We start from the raw sequence: 17826 nt of genomic DNA on the forward strand, positions 1-17826 counted from the left end.
CTGAGATTGTCTTTAATTAAATCAATTAGAGCAATAATTTATCTATATTGCCAGCTGGTTTTAAAAATTTAGCTAAACAATAAGAAGATGAAACCAGACATCGCCATTTGCAAAAGCACATTTCAATATGCTTGGCCGATATTCCTTTTCTATGCCTGATGAAGTGAAAGTTGAAAAGTTAAGGGCGTTCAGAGCTCCTGACAATCCTTAAGTCGGTTGACCGTTCTATTACTCCCCCACTCCACTCATCAATAAACAAAAATATATGCTCAAAAAATCAAGTTTCTTAAATGGATTTCTTTGTAGTAAAATAATGCTTATTTTTATTTGATTAAACAAGAAGAAATCATGTTTAGTAAACATTCTAGAAAATCGTTGCCCAGCATTAGGTATGGACTGTTTCATTATACTAAACCTTTTGATTACCGAAAAACTGCAAAAGAAATTCAAGAAATAGCATCAAAATATTCTTTTAGTTTTAGAGACAATGAGGTAAAAGCTTTAAATTATTTATTCACTAATCACTTTATTACACTTGAACAAGCAGACATGCTAGCTGAACAGTTAGTTAACTGGAAAGGGATATTCGAAGGACAACTATCCACATATTTTACTGATGACCACATGGATGCACTAATAGCCTTAATGCAAGATCAGCAAGTTCGGCAAATTTCAATTGGCGATGTAGTGAATAACATTCATCTTTTAACAAGCGACCAAGCTAGAAGAGTCGCGAATGGTCTCACACGAGAAGAGGCAATGACCAATTTACCTTTTGATAATATAGACCAAGAGCAACAATTCAACATCTAACTACCTCGACTTAATATCGCTAGATTGGATTTATTGGTGCGATTATGAATTCATAATCCTAAGTCCATTGTCAGTTTGGGCTAGATATGCGGTAAAACCTATAACTTATTTGGCAATCAATTCATTATATTTCCCCAAAGTTTTCTATGTAATTTTTGCTATCTTATCAGGACTTAATTGAAACTGACCGGTGGCCAATTTCTTAAGAATTCAGTTAATTGAATTATTAATTTATTGCAATGCTCTTCAATTCTTAAGGACTGTTCATCTTTATTTTGATATTGTTGGCGACAAGTAAGCCCAATTCCACTAATTTTGATACAGCATAAGAAACACTGGACTTTTCTTTTTTAAAAAATTTGAGCACCTGTGTATAAAGGAAGTCCGGCATAGTAATCGTAATTCGAGCCCTATTTTATCGTGTAATCAAGGTGTGCTTGTTTTTAGAAGTGCTTATTTTGTGTTTTTATTTAATTGGCTTATTTTTAGATTTGTATCGTGCTTTTAGTAGAGCGCAAATCAATTGCGTGTTTGTGACTCGATTGGTGATACGATCTCACATCCACTAAATAGTTTAAAAGGAGTTTTAAATGGTCATTCTTATATCTTAATGGTTATTGTGTTTTTGGCCATTATTAAAACTAACAGTAGAAACCAAAAAAATAATAAATTTAATTTCGAAAATCAATTAAACCAAACAGAATAATCCTGCGCCAGGACTACCAATGATTGGGTCTTTGGGCAGCTTGGGAAATTCTATTGGTTCAAGTGCAGCGGATAGAAACAATTACTGGAATGATTATTATCGCCAATCAACATATAATAGCAGCAGCTATGATTCCTTAAATAATCGCTTTTAAAAATTAAATTATGTCTATAACGCTCTCAGATCATGACAAAGAAATAATTGGTTTAATAGATAACCAAGTTCAACAATTAATTCAAAGAAATGCGCCCGAGCATGTGATCGTCACAACCTTAATGGATTTTATTCCGGATGTTCAGTGCATCGCTAATGAAACGTGTGAAAAAGAATTGGAATTGTATTGCAGAGAGCACCAACACTTTAACTTTTTTCTGCAATTAATTCGCCCAGCAGTAATTAATGGTGGTTTAAAATAACTAGGTTTACACATATATGTCTTTAAATTCAATAAAAATGCCCTTTATTTTGCAAGAGGAAGTTGCGCGAATAGACAATGCCAGCGATTACGCGCTCTTCATTTTAAAAAGTCATATTAACAATATTATTGGCACCGTTGCAAAAATGAACCAACATAAAAAATCTTAAGTTTTGGACGGAGCTCAACTGTTGCGGGAGCCACTAATGTGTTGAATTTAAGTTAAATAACTCAAGGCATGAAAATGGATAAAATAGTGATTTTTGACACGACGTTACGTGATGGCGAGCAAGCCCCCGGTGCAAGTATGCGTGTTAAAGAAAAAATAAAAATAGCCCAGCTTTTAGATGAAATGGGGGTCGATATAATTGAAGCAGGATTTCCGGCATCTTCCGATAATGAAATTAAATACCTAAAAAAAGTGAGTCATCTAATTCATCATGCGAAAATATGTTGCCTCGCGCGTGCTAAAAAAAATGATATTGAGGTAGCAGCAAAATCACTGAAAAATGCAAAAAACCCTAGAATTCATATTTTTATTCCCACCAGTTCAATTCTAATTCATCAATTACTCCAAATAACGGAGGAAAGGGTTTTAGAATTAATTCATGAATCAGTGACACAGGCAAAATCTTTTTGTGATGATGTTCAGTGGTCAGCAATGGATGCAACCCGCACCGATTTTAATTTTTTACTGCAGGCAATAAAAGTTGCTGTTGAAGCGAAAGCGCTTACTATTAATATTCCTGATACAGTTGGATATACGATGCCAGAGGAATATCGTATATTACTCTCCAAATTAGTAAGCCACTTCCCTGATATTTGCTTTTCTGTTCATTGTCACAATGATTTAGGTTTAGCTACTGCTAACTCCCTAGCTGGCTTGTTAGGTGGAGCAAGGCAGGTAGAATGCACCATCAATGGGATTGGTGAGCGTGCAGGGAATGCCTCACTAGAGGAGATTGTAATGGGCATTAAAACAAGGAAGGATGTCTTTAATTTCCAAACCAATGTGAATACACAAAAAATTTTTGAGATATCCCATCGGGTTGCGGACGCAACTGGATTTGCTGTGCAAAAAAATAAAGCGATTGTTGGAGCGAATGCCTTTACCCATGAGTCTGGCATTCACCAAAAGGGAGTACTAAAAAACAAAAGTACTATTGAAATTATAGATCCAACAGATATTGGTATTCCATCATCAAAGGTTACATTGGGCAAACATTCGGGTAAAGCCGGACTACGGCATAAAACTTTAGAATTGGGTTTACAATTAGATAAAGAACAATTGCTGCACCTGTTTCATGCACTTAAAAAATTAAGCGCTCATAAAAAAATTATAACTGATGAGGACTTACTCAGCGTGTATGCATTGACAGAAAAAATCTGAGAAAGATTGCACGCTAGTATCTCTTATTTATAACTTCGATCACAGGGTATTATTTGGGGATTATCCACCAATTCAGGGAAACAGGCATGCTTTGCATAGGGTATGCAAAAAACAAAAACAATACTCACATAATCTTTACATGCAGTCTTTTCTTTGATTTTTTAAATCTAGACAAAAATTTAAGTAGCTGTTATATCTTTATATCTAAGGATATTAGCAATCAAGGATGACCATGAACAAAACCACTCAGTACACTTTAGTTTCTATCTTTGCAGGCATAGTATTATTATTGAGTTTTTCCTCTTCAGTTTTTGCTCAGTGCCAAGGCAATGCGGAGCCGTTTGAATCAGGAACAGCAAAACATGAACAATGGAAATCAATCGGCAATAGTTATAGCAAATCCAAGCGACAAGCAGTCCTATTTAATAACTTTAAAGGGGGAATTGCTAAACTTCCAGCAGGCCACAATCACCCACCTCACTTTTACAAACATAAATTGCTTGTTGTCGTTATGGAAGGAACGCTTCACCTTCATCTTAATGGTAAAACAACAACCTATAGCAAGGGAGAATATTTTATTTTACCTGCCTACACGTGCTTTAGCAGTCATTCTAAACACGGTGCGACTGTAGTTATGGTTGGAGCAAAACCCGGCGATAGTTTTCCAAGCAAGCAAAAATAATGAAAATAGATTCAGCACAGATAAGGCGAAAATCCACATTGACAAATTCGTCACGCACTGCGTGGCGAATCTATTAAAACTATTGGTTATTTGTATTGGGGACGAAAATAAGAGCCAAGTCCCGAGTCGCCTTTCAAAATTTCTTTTACCTCATTCCAGGTGTTAGGTGCCGTAAATAAATTATAAAACTTATTATCACGATGATAAGTTAAAAATGGTTTTTGATTTTCCCATTTTCGCATGCAATTAAATAATTGAGTTTTATCATCCTGGTTCCAGTTTTTGGTAAAAAATTTAATAAGCTCGATAAACTCAATCTTTAATTCTCCAATTTCTAAAAATTTTTGTTTTTTATCCATCGTTGATAGCTGAACAGCAGTAAATTTTGCTACATAATCATCATAAATATGTTTAATGCGCTCAACCGCTTCATGATTATCCGCTCCTTTATACGAATATAACGCCTCATGTGTTTTACTATAGTCAGGTGCGTTTAATAAAAGTGGAATTGTCTCAGGAAATTTAGTTTCCCTTACCTCAGAGCCTCGCAAGTCTTCACCTTCTAAATATTTTTCTAATAAAAAAGGAAAAATTTTCGATGCAGTTTGAGCGGAGGCCTCTTTATATTCATTCACCTCCTCTTCCAACTTGAGCATAATATCCTCAAATAAATGATAAATATCATCAATTTTTTTTAGGAAATCTAACTTCTCTAATTTTTTTTGGTACCAGGCCAGCCTAGGTTCAGTCGAGAATTGTTTTATCTCCCGTTTCAGTTCGGTTAAATAGATTAGTTTAAAACAATCAAGATAATTTTGTGGTGCTGGTGAGATCACTTGCAAAGGTTTGATTGGCTTACCCATTAAAACTCGATGAATGTTATAGATTAAACTGGCTCGAATAAAGGGATCTTCCTCAATATCCATCACTGTTATGTCCCTTAAATCCAGGTTGGGAATTGAAAGAAGCGCCGAAACGCCAGGAGCCCTCAATTCTTTCATACTAATATTATGGTGGGCTCCCACAAGTGCGAAATATTTTTCGCGGCTTTGCGAAATAATTTCAGCAGCGGTTGGATTCATTGCCAAGGCACGTTTTTTTGGAAATTTAGTTTCATTTTTTTTGATATAACCAGTAATACCATCATAAGCCTCAGTGGTATCGATAGGGGTAATGTGTATACCAAGCATTTGCGCCATGACAACAATACCTAAACTGGAATAGGGGTTAGCCCTATAGCTATATAAAAAATCATCGGAATTTTTTCCTGCTATAATGCGATTGCTGATATCCTGATTAATTAATTCGACTAATAATGCTTTGGGCAATAAGCCTGTTTGGAAAAATTTTTCGTATAAAGCCGTTTGAGTATCATAAAATCCTAACTCAACAAATAACTGTTTGATTCCAGAGGCTGCAAGGCTAGGCATAAAAGTTACTAAAAATTTTTTATGTAAACCTTTAGAATGAGTCTCGCCAATACAGACACCTTGATGTTCCGATATTCCTTTTAGCAATTGTGCTTTTGCAGAGGAAGCCGAGTTACCGCTAATTTCAGTAATTTTATTATCAGACAAACTGTCAAAATCCAAATTTTGTAAATCATGCTTTGCTTTGCGAATTTTATTTCTTCGCTTGGCTGTGACGGGTTCTTCGCATCGCTCAAAAACAATTCCCGCTTTTTCCTGGATAAACTTTTTTTCAAAAACAGTTTCTTCATCTAATGAAATGGGTTCCCCTGCTTTTTTAAAATCTAATATCAGCGGTAGAAATTCAGAAATAAAAGCACTAATTTCATTTAAATTATGTCGAAAATAAATTGCATTGTGTTTGAAAACAATCGATTTTTCAAAATTATTTAAAAATCCAGCTTGTTGTAAATGAATGACTAAGGCATCAAAAATGCTCGAAGAAGGTTCAGAGCCCGGTTTAATCACATAAAGATACCCTTTATTTTTTTCTGTGCGAGCTTTCAAATTATTTCTCATTTATCATGCCTTGTATAATTATAATTCATTGCATGAGATTTCGAATATTTATCCTGTTCAAAAACAGAGCTCCCTTGCACAAGAGTATCCCGCACGTATAGGGTCAGGCCTTGAATTGTGAATTTCAAAACTATAGTCGTAATTTTTTGACTATTTTACTCACACTGGAATAATGCAAGCAAAAATATTCCCCAATTTCTTTTAAACTAAATTGACCACTTGTGTACGCAACTTGAATTCCTTCGTTTCTTGTACTGGTCCTTTGCTCTATCTCTTTTAAAGTGTAACTCTCTGCTTCATACTGAGTTTTCGGGATATCTATTAGATTCATTTGAGGGTCGATTTTTTTCAACATCTCATTAATAAACTCATCATTTCCCAGATAAATTTGTTTTTTTAAATCATTCCATGGTGACTTACTCGTTATTCCTTCAATTACAAATTCTCGATATTTATCAATGGCTAGGGCCACATCTTCACTAAATAAACAAAGAATTTTATCGGTATGCAACCAATTGGGTTTCGACTCTATTAATGTCGTAGCTTGATAACTACTCCATTTCCATTCATGGGGTGAAGTAACCATTTTTGCGCGTACAGGATTTAATACAATGTATCTTGATAACTCAAGCAAATATCTCTCTTTATCAACTAATATTGCTTTGAATCGCCCTTGAAAAACGTGCCCCACACGATTGTGGGTTCGATTAAATCTTTGAGTATATACACCATTAAGTAATTGCATCCCTTTACTTAAATTTCCAAGTGGAGTCTCGATTAACAGATGGTAATGATTATCCATGAGACAGTATGCGTAACAAATCCAAGTACATCTTAAGCATACCTCAGAAAAAGTGTTTAAAAATATATTTCTATCTTCCTCTGAAATGTAGATACGCTCCTGACCATCTCCTCTTGAGGTGATATGGTACAACGCTCCTGGAAACTCTATTCGTAGCGACCTTGCCATGTTGGACTATTAATTATCTTTTCCTTGACCTGTTTTTAATTCATTCCCTTCTAAGCGTCAATAGATTCATCCATCTTCAATTAAAATTCACAATTCAAGGCCTGACCCCATTAATGCGTGTTGGCTTAAAACTACGTGTGTATTTACATCTACCTTTACCATCAGATACCTCTTGGCTTTAAACTCAAATTAAGAGATTTCTTACATGATTATGCGCCATTTTGAGTATAACTTATCAAAATTATTCGCTATGCTTAAATCAGTACGAGGAAGGACAGCGGATGTCTAAATAAGGATTATTTGAACGCATCAAGGACGATGCACTACCACATGGATGTGGTCTGCCTCCTCGGAACACAATTCACCATTGCCATCATAAGTCATCAGAATTTATTGTGCTTTTTATCACATCTCAAGCCAACGAAACCACTAGATAAAACCCTCCATTAATTCAATTATTTTGGTATTAATTTGAACCATTGATTAATGGATAAAGCGTTCCTGGTTTTCAAAAGGAAATCTGAGACCGAAAAAATGATATCCTCTGCCATTAAAATACTCTATATTGAATCTGATCATTTTTGTCGTTCAATTGGATCAAACTCGATTAATCTCCAGGAGTTTTGTTTACTGCCTTTCCCTTTGCTCCCTACGAACAAAAACTATGGAGTTTTAGCACACCAAACATTTCGAGGAATAATATACTAGACTTATCTATATTAATCGATGAGCTAGGTTGGAGATGAAAAAAATTGCATTAGAAGAAGCTATTGTTGTTCCTGGACGCGACTTAATTTTAGAACACAAAAGCCATCCCGAGTTTAGTCAAAACTTAGTTCGTTTAAAAGATATACATAAGCTAAGAATTGATAGTATGGATGAAGCAGGGATTGATTTATCAGTACTTTCCGTAACAACTCCAGGGCTACAATCTTTAGCTCTAGCATCACAACTGGAATCTTGCGCCCAAAAGTGGAATGACTATTTAATAGACTGTGTCACTCAATCCCCAAATAGATTTCGCGCCTTTGCCTGTATACCTACTTACGCCCCAGAGCTTGCAATCAATGAGCTTGAACGCCTTAAAGGTGTTCAAGAAATCGTTGGCTGCCTCATTAATGGATATGATAGTAGTGGCTATACTTCTGCAAAATACCTAGATGACAATGCTTATGACGAGTTTTGGGGCTACATTAATGATAACAACATCCCAGTTTATATTCACCCCAGAGGGATTCCAGAGGGAAGAGTAGCTACTTATTCACCATATCAAGCATTACATGGTTCAACATGGGGATTTCATATTGAAACGGCCGAACACGTTTTGCGCTTAATGCTCTCAGGGCTTTTTGATAGGTATCAAAATCTTAAAATCATCATTGGACACATGGGAGAAATGTTAGCATTTTGGGCTTGGCGACTCGATCATCGACTAGAAGAAGAAGGTTGGCTTGAAAAATTGCAATGTAATAAAACAATTACAGAGTACCTAAATTCTAATATATTCTTAACAACAAGTGGTTTTTTTGATACTCCTTCTTTGATGCATGCAATTGCTACAGTTAGCGTAGATAGAATCATGTTCTCAGTTGACTATCCTTATGAAGATAACTTGAAGGCAAGCCAATGGTTAGATTCACTACAATTGGATGATGAAGATAAAAAGAAAATTAGTTACTTAAATGCCGCTAAATTACTAAATATATGAATTTCATGAGTCCTTTGATATGCGACAACTATAAACCTTATTGCGGAGGCGGCATATCGATATCATGGGGTTTTGGGACATTATCCAGGCTTCAATTCTAATATTTGATAAGAATATTTGCTTACCAAAGAATCAATTCATTTCTGAAGAAGCATTTCATTGATTCCAATGGTTAAATTCAAGTATGTATTGGTGCTGAGTTATTTTTATATTATCCTTTTGTAATATTCTTCTCCAAAATATTTCCCTATCATTTTGTTTTTTACTTTGTGCATATTCAACAACACTAAATGAAAGGTTGGGATTACCACTCAGAGGACTCATTAAGATGGGAGTCTAGCCCAGAATAACCAAAAAGTATTTTTTATGGAATAAGTTATTAAAACAACTCTTTGAAATCAAAAATAGATAATTTAATAAAATCAAGTGGTTAAATGGTAGTGGCAGGAATCGAACCCGCTATCAGATGTTTTTGATAGACCTAGCAAAACAATGATAGACGATGAAATACTATATAAATCCAGGCCCAAAATAGATAGGAAGTTGCCATTCTGTTGTCTTTTGTTGCCCTTAATTGTCAGCAAATAAACCCACAATAAACCCTTTGATATTTAAACTTAAGGTGATGTTTTAGACTTCCCTACTTCTTTTTCACGATTACCAGATTTAATTGAGAATAATCGGATGAGATCTGAGAATCAAAGTTTTCAGACTTTTAATGATTATTTACTGAGCGAATTCTTTTAGTTTCATCGCTCATTAGATAAATCTGCAGGTGGACTGTAAAACAAGTGAAGTAAAGTTTCCGATTTTCATCCTGGATGGTTTCAACCATTTGAACTTTTATACAATTTATATTACAAATAATACAGGTACTTGCTCTCGCTCTTGCAAATATTCTTCATTAGCCATTCCTAAGGACTAGAAATGCGAAACAAAATTCAAATCTTTGCTTTGTTCATCGCCATGATATTTTTTTCTACTGTCTCCGCAGAAAATTACAGAGTGACCGCAACAAAAGATACCGTGACGTTAGGTCTTTATACATTGGATAAGCAACCTGTAATCAAAGTTCATTCTGGAGATTCTGTTTCTTTGGAAACCTGGAATAGCTGCTTGCATGAGATGGTTTTTAATAAAACAACTCCGGCTGAAGTTGCCAATTTCTATACCAAATATGATATTCAAAATAGACGTGGGATGCACAGCTTGACCGGTCCTGTTTATATTGAAGAAGCCGAACCTGGAGATGTGTTAGAGATTAGGATATTAGACATCAAATTAAATGATTTTGGTTATAACTTTTTAAGTCCTACCGCGGGAATTTTATCTGAATTTACCCAACCAAGGATTATGTATTTTAAATATAATAAAGAAAAAACCGCCACCGAATTCACAAAGGGATTATGCTTACAATTAAAACCATTTCCTGGGGTTGTTGCGGTAGCTCCTCCTCAAGATTGGCCCGATGGTTGGCCAGTAAATTTAGCCAAGCATATGGGTCAACCCGTTCCAGGACAATTTAATTCAGTTCCCCCAGGTCCTTTTGGAGGTAACCTAGATGAGCCAAGCTTACAGGTAGGCTCTATCCTGTATTTACCGGTTTTTCAAAAAGGGGCTCTTGTTTGGACTGGTGATTCGCATGCAATGCAAAGTAATGGTGAAATTGACGTTACAGCGCTTGAAACCTCCTATGAGGGAATTACTCTGCAATTTATAGTAAGAAAAGATTTAAAGGCGGAGGGAGTAACTGATAAATCAAAACGCAACGGCAACAGTTTATTCACTTGGCCCATTGTCGAAAATGCGGATGAATGGATTGTTATAGGATTGAATGAAGATCTCTTCGAAGCCATGCAACTTGCCTCGAGAAATGCGATTGAATTTTTAGTGCGCACTCAAGGATTCTCACCGCAAGAAAGTTATCAATTTTTAAGTATGGTAGGTAATTTCGATATACCTGAAGCAGTCAATGTTATCAAAAGTGTAGCGGTACATATTCCTAAAGCATCCTTCAAAAATTTAGGCAAGATGAAGACGCTCTCTTCTGAGGGTACGTTCCCTTTAACCTCGCCCAAGAGTGATGGAAGTGCCAGTTGCACGACTCAAGAAGGCAAAATTATTCAATAACCATTAGGTGACATAATGAAAAAAATCTTCTTTTTTTTATACTTAAGCCTTATGACTTCGCTTGTCTTTGCCAATAGCATTGTGCTTGATAATAAAACCAATTATCCGAAAGAAAAGTTAGGAAAAATTGCTGTACAATGGTCAGTTTCAGCTAAAGCAATACAAGAAGCCAATAAGAACATTCTTAATGGCACTACACTGCATTCTAGCTCCTTAACGATGCTTCGGCAGAATGACAAAATTTATCTCAAATCACCGAAGAATGCCCGATACTTTAGAATTATTGTATGGTTAAATGATAAACAACAACCAGACTTGCTTACGAATTGGGTAGATATTATTCCCGATAAAACCTATGTTGTGAATCAAAATCAATTGGTACCCCGTGCACTGATGGTAGGAGCAGGTTGCTAGACGGTTTGATTAGGAACAGTTTACTGCGGCGGATTGATTTCCTTGCATGTACAATAGTCTCGGAATAAAACGATAATGATACATCGCATCTTTTTTTTTATTTTTCTTGCAATAATGCATAGGGTTTATGCCGAGACAACCAAACCTGATCCTAAAAAACCAAAAACAACGAGCATTAGCTCCAACCCCGCAGCGGTTAATGTTCCAACAGGTACAGGAACAATCCAACGCGCTATAGAAAAAAAATTGGGTATTGAAAATAATCATGGAATTATGATCCAAGGAGCCTGGATCGGCGATACCAACGATTTATTTTCTGGAGGGATCCCTAATGCCGAACATTATACATCAAACAGTGTCTTGCTGGTTGATTTGACCATCGACATGGAGCGACTTAACGGATGGAGAGGCGGTTTATTTAGCGCCCAATTTTTACAAGAAAACGCGCAAAATACCAATGCACAAGCAGGACTTTTTCAAGGATATAACTCGTTGCCTGATGTTTCCCCATTTAACCGTTCAGAGCTATATGCCCTTTGGTATCGACAATCACTATTTGATGACAAACTGTTTGTCCGCATTGGAAAAACAATTACTACACTTGATTTTAATAACGTCATTAAACCAGTTCCTCTAAGCGCCGGTGAGCCTAATATCCCAGCTGTAACCAGTTTGATTTACACTCCTATTTTTATCAATCCAGCTGTGGATGGAGTTATGCCAGGTTATACGAATTCCGCTTATGGACTCACCTTGAATTTTACCCCAGTAAAGCAATGGTATCTTGCATATGGCATTTATGATGGCAATTTGGCGAGCGGTAAACAAACTGGTTTAAGCGGTCCAACATTTAACGGCCGTAATTTTCAAGTTGCTGAAACAGGAGGCGCATGGGTTTTAAGAAAAAAACCGGGAACTGCTGGAATCGGTGTATGGCATCAAAAAGGGCTTATTCGACAGCTAAATTTTAAGGAAATGGAAGCTACTGGTGCTTATTTATTCGGATCACAACGTTTATGGTATCGACATCCTGGATTGGATATAAGTGGAATTTCAGCTTTTTACCAATTAAGTATCAATAATTCCAGTGTATTACCCATGAACAAATCGATTGGGGCAGGTTTAACTGCATTTGGTTTAATCGCCAATCGAGAAAGTGACTCCCTAGGTATGGGGTTTTCACTCTCCTGGTTGAATCAACACCGCACAGATAGGCCAAGCGAATTAATGTACCAAATTTACTATCAGGCACAAATAATACCTAATATTTATTTGGAACCTGCTCTTTCCTATATCCCAACCCCTGGACAAAGTTCAAGTTTACCACCTGCATTTGCGGGCACAATAAGAGCAATTATCTTGGCTTAAATGGAACAAGCCTGACTGAATTAATGCGCTTCAATCGTAACCAAGCTCACTGGACTACACTTGTTTTAAAAACGCGTTGATCTTCTTCATCGGGTGCTTTGTGTTCTTCTGTAGGTAATGTCTTTTCTGCAACCTCCTGTTCTCTTCCCTTTTGTAATCCGTCTCTAAACTCGCTAAATGTTCGCATTTTTGCTTTTTCACCATCTATAAAATCCATTAATTTTTTGCCTTCTTTTGTCGGGCGAATTTCCGCAATAGTAGGTTCACTGCCGTATAGGCAGCTTGGAGAGCTAGATTCTACTTCAAATATTTGATTTATCTTTTCATTTAAGAACTTAGTTGCTATTTAAAAGGTGGGCAAATTACTCAACTAATAGGATCCTATGAAAAAAATATACCTACAATAGTCTTATTCGGTGGTGCAGGGAAAAACTAAAAGTTTTCCATAATGAGGAACCAAACTTTGAAGAGATAATCAAGTTTTCAAAGGAATCTGTTTATTATTCCCAACATTATCATTAGAACTCTTCATCACTAATCGCCTCATATTAATTAAATTTTGGCAATCTTCATTGAAAATAAAGCAATACTCATTTCAAGTATGGACCGTTATAGAATGGTTTGATTTTGGGTTATTTATTTTTAAGAGACCAAATTATGGGTGGGAAATCTGGTCTAATATATAGTTAGATTTGATAATTTTAGGGCCTAATTATGAAAAGAAGATTAGAGCTATCAATATTTAAATCCGGATCTAATGAATCGGAGCAGCAAAAAAAAATTATGATTGTAGAATTATATTCTTTTTTTGATGAGAAGGATAATGAAGATTATTCCCATGAAATAATTGGCAATTTAGATATTGGAATTCACTTGAGAAATTTATATGGTCAGACTGAGCATCTTATTTATTCATTGGATAAAGATATGGTCAAAGATATTAAAGATGAGCTGAATAAGAGAAGAATTAGTGCTAACCCTATCAACCTAACAGAAACACCAGAGCTAGAGATGTTCCAATCGTTGCTCAATGGCGTCGATACCTTAATTATTATTGCGCAAGGGAATCTCGATGAGCAAAAAATAGCTGATTTAGATGCAGAATCCTTCATTGAGCTTTTACGAGAGGATTTTGAAATGGGTGATCGGAATCTTAATTGTTTGGAATTATTTTGTTGTAAAATGGCTAATGCCCACGATCTTAGAGAATCCTTAAAAAGCGGCTTATATAGTTGTGTGAAAAATATAATTAGTTATCCTACTCTTCTTGCTGCCAATGAAAAAGGTAGAGTATTTATAGAAGAAGCTGATGAAAATAGTGATGAAACCGATCGATTTTATTCCGAAGATAAAAAACAAGACTTTCAACAAATTGATCAGGTTATTTGTCCGGAAAAAAAATCAGAGAATAAGGTTTAAGAAGTGTCATTTAATGTTTCAGTAGGGGGAACAAATTTATAATTGAATTCAGGAGAAAAAATCTGGCGGTAATACCAGGTCTGATTATCACAGTAATCAGACTTTTTGTAAGTTAATTCACCCACCATCAACTATCCTAGTTTTTCCTTCGCTAACCCCCTATCACCATTTTTGTATTTAAAATGATTAAATCAATTAAACGAAAATTTTTTCAAAAATTATATCCAAAGCTTAGGGCTTATAGTCGGAAAAGTATATGTAATGAATAAATTATAATTTTATAAAATTAAGGAAATCCTAGAAATAGCAAGCAATTTTGCAATTAAATCATATTTAGTCATAATTATAATATAAATAAATTAAGGAATAATATGAAGTGTCCGGAATGTCATTATACAAGGAAAAACAATGAAACAGTTCCGGAATGGCAATGTCCAAATTGCGGTATAGCATACAATAAACACCCAAACTACACTCAAACAAGCCACAAAATTAAATTACTATATAAAAAAATTCCAAAAGATTATCAAATAAAAGCCAATACTATATATGTTTATTTGATTAAATATCGTTTTGATGTTGAACATATTCAATTTGCTTTTAAAGAAAAAGAAGATTCCATAGTTCGATTAGGGCTACCTCAAGAGCTTGCTAATTATGCACCAGAAATTTTTCAAATATTGAGTGGCTCTAATCAAAAACTAAAAAAACATCATAAACAAGCAATTATTAATTCTATATTAAAAGAAAATCTTCAAAAAAATTTATCCCAAAAGAAAGATACTGAAAAATTGACTGAAGAGTCAAATACATCTCAAAACCCAGAAGAAAGAAAGTTGTCAAATTTAATTTTAGATACAATAGCAATAATTATGGCAATTATTGGTATTCTGCTGCTGATTTTTATTGAAATGGATTACTACATTTTTAAACCTGAAATATTTATTGAAAAAACAAATAAAAACACTGTGAGAAATTCAATATCTTCTGAAAACTATACAAACAAAACTATAAATAACTCTCCAATTAATTTTTATACATTAACATCAACTCCAAATCAGAATCAAAATCAAAATTTATCTTTTGACTCTGAAGGAGTCGAGGGTCTTTCAATATTACTTGGAGAGAACGGCTATAAACAAAATATCAATGAAGGAATAAAATTACTTACTAAGTCTGCTGAAAAAGGAAATAGGAGGTCACAATATAATTTAGGAGTAGCCTATTATTCAGGCTATGTTAATTATATTGATGAGAAAAAAGCTCTCTTTTGGTTTACTAAAGCAGCTGAAAATGGGGAGGAAAAAGCACAATATAATTTAGGAATTATGTATCTTCGCGGAGAGGGAACGGCTAAGAACAAAAACAAAGCATTATATTGGTTTAAAAAATCAGCCGAACAGGGTTTTGAACCAGCCATTAACTTTTTATCAAGTAGTTATGAATTAAATAATATGCCGGTACCAGTATATAAAGAAATTCCATCAAACAAATTTATTTACAAAAAAAAAGAGAAAAATGGGACAACCTTGTTTACTGATAATCCTGATTAGGTACGTATATCGGCTAACTCGAATTGGCGAGTTGAATACGCTGTTGAAGTTGTAACTTTAAAAGTATTTATAGTATTCAATGATATCTCTTTTATTTTTTAGTATTTTGTATATGTCTATCTAACGAGAGCAGGTAAGAAATACTACTTTCTCTTCTCAAAGCACGTTCTGCAAAATAATTATCTACCGCTGCTTTCAAAACGTATCGACCTGATGCTCCAGCTAAAGCGGCAATTTGTATCCAAGAAATATCAGTGAATATATGTACCCCGCTAAATACAGCAGCCCTTTCTATGACTCCTTTAAATAGGCTACTTGTGAATCCTTCGTCAATGGTTTCAAGCCACTTTCTAAAATTTGTTACAGCTGGAGTGATTTCTGTTTTAATTAATTTATTGATGGCATCTAAATAATTATCATGTGTAAGAAGGTTAGCTTGTTTTGTTTGAATAGAGGCAAGATACTCTAAGAATTCCTCTCTGGCATTTTCATATTTTTTTCTATATGCCACAACCTTTTAATATCCATGCTTTCTATGCTTTCATCCGATATTAACTCATCAAATATTGCAAAACCAAGATCAGCAATACTAATGGTGGTATCTAATTTCTCTATGATTTTAGCAGCACGCCTATAGTGTGTATTTAAAAGATTGGCATAAGGATTTGCATCTGCTAATGGAATAAATCCGTTCCTTTCCCCCTCCATTAATGCAAAATTTAATTGTGCAGAACATAATGCTATTCGCTGTAATAAAAATGCATATATAGCTTCAGGATTTGTTATATCAAAAGGAGAAAAGCTTTTTTTAAAAACTCTGTAGCATTAGGACTAGCTAATGTTGAGGGGGCAATATTCTCAAAAAGCGTTATAAGTTTCTTTTTGGTCCTTCCAAAAGAACCATAATCTCCTTCAGGAAAATGCCGATCCCTAAAGGTACTCGACTTTGATAGTCCGTCTCTATAACTTTTAATGAAGGAATAATCACTTAAATCTGATTCCACTTTTTCCAGCAAATCATTCGAAATTATTCCTACTTTAACACCATGAACATATATTGGTACTCCAGAGCGTCTTCTCGAAAGGATTTCTCAGTTGCCCTTAATGGTGATGGAGATCCAATTAAGCCAAAGTTACCAATAGTAAATGCAGGTCTATCCATAAAATGGATTTCATCAAAGAATAAAATACATTTTTTTAGTGTTGTATGTGATACCTGTGTATCAGGATAATATAGGACATTTACTTTATCGCGCATCATACTCCTTATGAGCCCGCATCTTTAATTAAATAACTATATATAGATCAACAAACCTGTTGAATAGAAAACGCAACGTCAAATTCATCGTATAAGGCTTTAGGCTTTAAGGGCGCCCTTCCTCTATGTATTTTATTTGGACTCTCTTCCAACTTAACCAAGCCATACTGCTCCATTGTCCTTAAAGTCCTAAGGATATTATTCGCTTTTCTTTTATACCCAGTTAACGCCTCTAAATCAGATACAGATTTCGGCTCATTTTCAATGATTAACTTTAGTAAAAGCTGATTATCCTCAGACAAAACATGAGCCAATGATTTCATTGACGTAAACCAAATCTTTGGTTCGTCCTTTTTGGGTTTATATATACCCTTAGCAATGGCAATTGTGCGTTGCTTATACTGCTCAAGGGACATAATGCCTATTCTTGCTTTATTCATTATTTACTCTCCTTAAGAGATACAAGACGCTTATCCACCTCATTCCAAAAGTCTTCTAAAAGCTGTCCTGCATTAACATAATTATAAGGTCTTCCTTGATCCTTCTCATCAAAATGCCAATGATCAAAGGTTCTTTCCGGGCTAACCCCTTTCTTTGCCCCATATTTAATTTCATGGCTATTATCAAAACCCAATATTCGATTATTGGATTTATCATGTAAAGTTAACGAATATTTAATACCCTGTTGTCGGCTTTGTGTTTTAATTACCTCAAACTTCACCCATAATCCAAGAGATTCATCAATAATGATTCTTTCACCATTAAGCTCTAATAGATTTTCCAATGTATGATCAATTGTATTCATAATTAATTATATCATAAGATGATATGTTTGCAATTATAAACGGGGGTTTTCTTAACTCCTCCACCGTATTTCTTCTGAATAATAAAAATTCAATAATATAAATAAGAAATTTGGTTAAGTATTTAAATTCAAAAAATGCTCACTCAACTCTATGGGGTTTAAACAAACGAGACCTAACATTATGAAATAAATATCGTCGGAAAAAGT

General features: G+C 34.8%; 18 protein-coding genes. 11 read left to right on the forward strand and 7 right to left on the reverse strand.

Annotated features, from left to right (window positions below):
- The first annotated feature begins 348 nt into the window (after window positions 1-348).
- The 5 genes from KYQ_RS15735 to KYQ_RS15760 all read left to right on the forward strand — a co-directional run bounded on the left by KYQ_RS15735 (window position 349) and on the right by KYQ_RS15760 (window position 4006).
- On the forward strand, window positions 349-813 hold the full coding sequence (locus KYQ_RS15735; protein WP_010655086.1) for a hypothetical protein: 465 nt from the start codon (window positions 349-351) through the stop codon (window positions 811-813).
- A gap of 870 nt (window positions 814-1683) precedes the next feature.
- Window positions 1684-1935 (forward strand): hypothetical protein, encoded by a 252-nt coding sequence (locus KYQ_RS15745; protein ID WP_010655087.1) that lies wholly within the window; start codon window positions 1684-1686, stop codon window positions 1933-1935.
- Window positions 1936-1951: 16 nt separating this feature from the next.
- Window positions 1952-2104, forward strand: coding sequence for a hypothetical protein (locus KYQ_RS19370; RefSeq protein WP_010655088.1), 153 nt, complete (start codon window positions 1952-1954; stop codon window positions 2102-2104).
- Between the two features lie 74 nt (window positions 2105-2178).
- Entirely contained in the window at window positions 2179-3324 is a 1146-nt protein-coding gene (locus tag KYQ_RS18430; protein ID WP_010655089.1) for a 2-isopropylmalate synthase, read from the forward strand.
- Window positions 3325-3556: 232 nt separating this feature from the next.
- A complete protein-coding gene (locus KYQ_RS15760) occupies window positions 3557-4006 on the forward strand; it encodes a cupin domain-containing protein (protein ID WP_019350273.1) in 450 nt (149 codons plus the stop codon).
- An 86-nt stretch (window positions 4007-4092) separates the two neighbouring features.
- Here KYQ_RS15760 and KYQ_RS15765 read toward each other — a convergent pair whose 3' ends face one another.
- Both KYQ_RS15765 and KYQ_RS18435 read right to left on the reverse strand, forming a co-directional pair.
- Complete coding sequence (locus tag KYQ_RS15765) at window positions 4093-5994, reverse strand: membrane-targeted effector domain-containing toxin (protein WP_010655091.1); 1902 nt, start codon at window positions 5992-5994, stop codon at window positions 4093-4095.
- 130 nt (window positions 5995-6124) lie between these two features.
- Window positions 6125-6964 (reverse strand): REP-associated tyrosine transposase, encoded by an 840-nt coding sequence (locus KYQ_RS18435; RefSeq protein WP_029489072.1) that lies wholly within the window; start codon window positions 6962-6964, stop codon window positions 6125-6127.
- Window positions 6965-7706: 742 nt separating this feature from the next.
- On the opposite strand from KYQ_RS18435, the gene KYQ_RS15775 reads away from it, so the two are divergent.
- The 4 genes from KYQ_RS15775 (at window position 7707) to KYQ_RS15790 (ending at window position 12584) form a co-directional block, all read left to right on the forward strand.
- Complete coding sequence (locus tag KYQ_RS15775; protein ID WP_010655093.1) at window positions 7707-8672, forward strand: amidohydrolase family protein; 966 nt, start codon at window positions 7707-7709, stop codon at window positions 8670-8672.
- Window positions 8673-9599: 927 nt separating this feature from the next.
- Window positions 9600-10802, forward strand: coding sequence for an acetamidase/formamidase family protein (locus KYQ_RS15780; protein ID WP_010655094.1), 1203 nt, complete (start codon window positions 9600-9602; stop codon window positions 10800-10802).
- A gap of 15 nt (window positions 10803-10817) precedes the next feature.
- Window positions 10818-11216 (forward strand): hypothetical protein, encoded by a 399-nt coding sequence (locus tag KYQ_RS15785; protein WP_010655095.1) that lies wholly within the window; start codon window positions 10818-10820, stop codon window positions 11214-11216.
- A 75-nt stretch (window positions 11217-11291) separates the two neighbouring features.
- Entirely contained in the window at window positions 11292-12584 is a 1293-nt protein-coding gene (locus KYQ_RS15790; protein ID WP_010655096.1) for a carbohydrate porin, read from the forward strand.
- Window positions 12585-12630: 46 nt separating this feature from the next.
- Here the strand turns inward: KYQ_RS15790 and KYQ_RS19205 are convergent, their stop codons facing one another.
- Window positions 12631-12801, reverse strand: coding sequence for a hypothetical protein (locus KYQ_RS19205; RefSeq protein ID WP_019350274.1), 171 nt, complete (start codon window positions 12799-12801; stop codon window positions 12631-12633).
- 497 nt (window positions 12802-13298) lie between these two features.
- Here KYQ_RS19205 and KYQ_RS15800 point away from each other — a divergent pair, with 497 nt between their 5' ends.
- Together KYQ_RS15800 and KYQ_RS15810 are read left to right on the forward strand one after the other, a co-directional pair.
- Window positions 13299-14003: a hypothetical protein gene (locus KYQ_RS15800; protein ID WP_010655097.1), complete on the forward strand. Its 705-nt coding sequence runs from the start codon at window positions 13299-13301 to the stop codon at window positions 14001-14003.
- A 371-nt stretch (window positions 14004-14374) separates the two neighbouring features.
- A complete protein-coding gene (locus KYQ_RS15810; protein WP_010655098.1) occupies window positions 14375-15556 on the forward strand; it encodes a tetratricopeptide repeat protein in 1182 nt (393 codons plus the stop codon).
- A 91-nt stretch (window positions 15557-15647) separates the two neighbouring features.
- Here KYQ_RS15810 and KYQ_RS15815 read toward each other — a convergent pair whose 3' ends face one another.
- The 4 genes from KYQ_RS15815 to KYQ_RS15840 all read right to left on the reverse strand — a co-directional run bounded on the left by KYQ_RS15815 (window position 15648) and on the right by KYQ_RS15840 (window position 17619).
- Window positions 15648-16067, reverse strand: coding sequence for a hypothetical protein (locus tag KYQ_RS15815; protein WP_010655099.1), 420 nt, complete (start codon window positions 16065-16067; stop codon window positions 15648-15650).
- 522 nt (window positions 16068-16589) lie between these two features.
- Window positions 16590-16814 carry a hypothetical protein gene (locus KYQ_RS15830; protein ID WP_010655102.1) on the reverse strand — a complete coding sequence of 75 codons (225 nt, stop codon included), beginning with the start codon at window positions 16812-16814 and terminating at the stop codon, window positions 16590-16592.
- A gap of 47 nt (window positions 16815-16861) precedes the next feature.
- Window positions 16862-17254 carry an HVO_A0114 family putative DNA-binding protein gene (locus tag KYQ_RS15835; RefSeq protein ID WP_010655103.1) on the reverse strand — a complete coding sequence of 131 codons (393 nt, stop codon included), beginning with the start codon at window positions 17252-17254 and terminating at the stop codon, window positions 16862-16864.
- A complete protein-coding gene (locus tag KYQ_RS15840; protein ID WP_010655104.1) occupies window positions 17254-17619 on the reverse strand; it encodes a toxin-antitoxin system TumE family protein in 366 nt (121 codons plus the stop codon). The genes KYQ_RS15835 and KYQ_RS15840 overlap by 1 nt, the downstream gene beginning before the upstream one ends.
- Window positions 17620-17826 lie beyond the last annotated feature (207 nt).

Source organism: Fluoribacter dumoffii NY 23, from assembly GCF_000236165.1.
GTDB classification, from domain to species: domain Bacteria; phylum Pseudomonadota; class Gammaproteobacteria; order Legionellales; family Legionellaceae; genus Legionella; species Legionella dumoffii.

Bases quoted from the DNA above. Each gene is read 5' to 3' on its own strand.
- KYQ_RS15765 (WP_010655091.1), bottom strand. From the start codon at position 5,994: ATGAGAAATAATTTGAAAGCTCGCACAGAAAAAAATAAAGGGTATCTT.
- KYQ_RS15775 (WP_010655093.1), top strand. From the start codon at position 7,707: ATGAAAAAAATTGCATTAGAAGAAGCTATTGTTGTTCCTGGACGCGAC.
- KYQ_RS15800 (WP_010655097.1), top strand. From the start codon at position 13,299: ATGAAAAGAAGATTAGAGCTATCAATATTTAAATCCGGATCTAATGAA.
- KYQ_RS18435 (WP_029489072.1), bottom strand. From the start codon at position 6,964: ATGGCAAGGTCGCTACGAATAGAGTTTCCAGGAGCGTTGTACCATATC.
- KYQ_RS19205 (WP_019350274.1), bottom strand. From the start codon at position 12,801: ATGGATTTTATAGATGGTGAAAAAGCAAAAATGCGAACATTTAGCGAG.
- KYQ_RS15785 (WP_010655095.1), top strand. From the start codon at position 10,818: ATGAAAAAAATCTTCTTTTTTTTATACTTAAGCCTTATGACTTCGCTT.
- KYQ_RS15745 (WP_010655087.1), top strand. From the start codon at position 1,684: ATGTCTATAACGCTCTCAGATCATGACAAAGAAATAATTGGTTTAATA.
- KYQ_RS15780 (WP_010655094.1), top strand. From the start codon at position 9,600: ATGCGAAACAAAATTCAAATCTTTGCTTTGTTCATCGCCATGATATTT.
- KYQ_RS15835 (WP_010655103.1), bottom strand. From the start codon at position 17,254: ATGAATAAAGCAAGAATAGGCATTATGTCCCTTGAGCAGTATAAGCAA.
- KYQ_RS18430 (WP_010655089.1), top strand. From the start codon at position 2,179: ATGGATAAAATAGTGATTTTTGACACGACGTTACGTGATGGCGAGCAA.
- KYQ_RS15840 (WP_010655104.1), bottom strand. From the start codon at position 17,619: ATGAATACAATTGATCATACATTGGAAAATCTATTAGAGCTTAATGGT.
- KYQ_RS15760 (WP_019350273.1), top strand. From the start codon at position 3,557: ATGAACAAAACCACTCAGTACACTTTAGTTTCTATCTTTGCAGGCATA.
- KYQ_RS19370 (WP_010655088.1), top strand. From the start codon at position 1,952: ATGTCTTTAAATTCAATAAAAATGCCCTTTATTTTGCAAGAGGAAGTT.
- KYQ_RS15830 (WP_010655102.1), bottom strand. From the start codon at position 16,814: ATGCGCGATAAAGTAAATGTCCTATATTATCCTGATACACAGGTATCA.
- KYQ_RS15735 (WP_010655086.1), top strand. From the start codon at position 349: ATGTTTAGTAAACATTCTAGAAAATCGTTGCCCAGCATTAGGTATGGA.
- KYQ_RS15790 (WP_010655096.1), top strand. From the start codon at position 11,292: ATGATACATCGCATCTTTTTTTTTATTTTTCTTGCAATAATGCATAGG.
- KYQ_RS15810 (WP_010655098.1), top strand. From the start codon at position 14,375: ATGAAGTGTCCGGAATGTCATTATACAAGGAAAAACAATGAAACAGTT.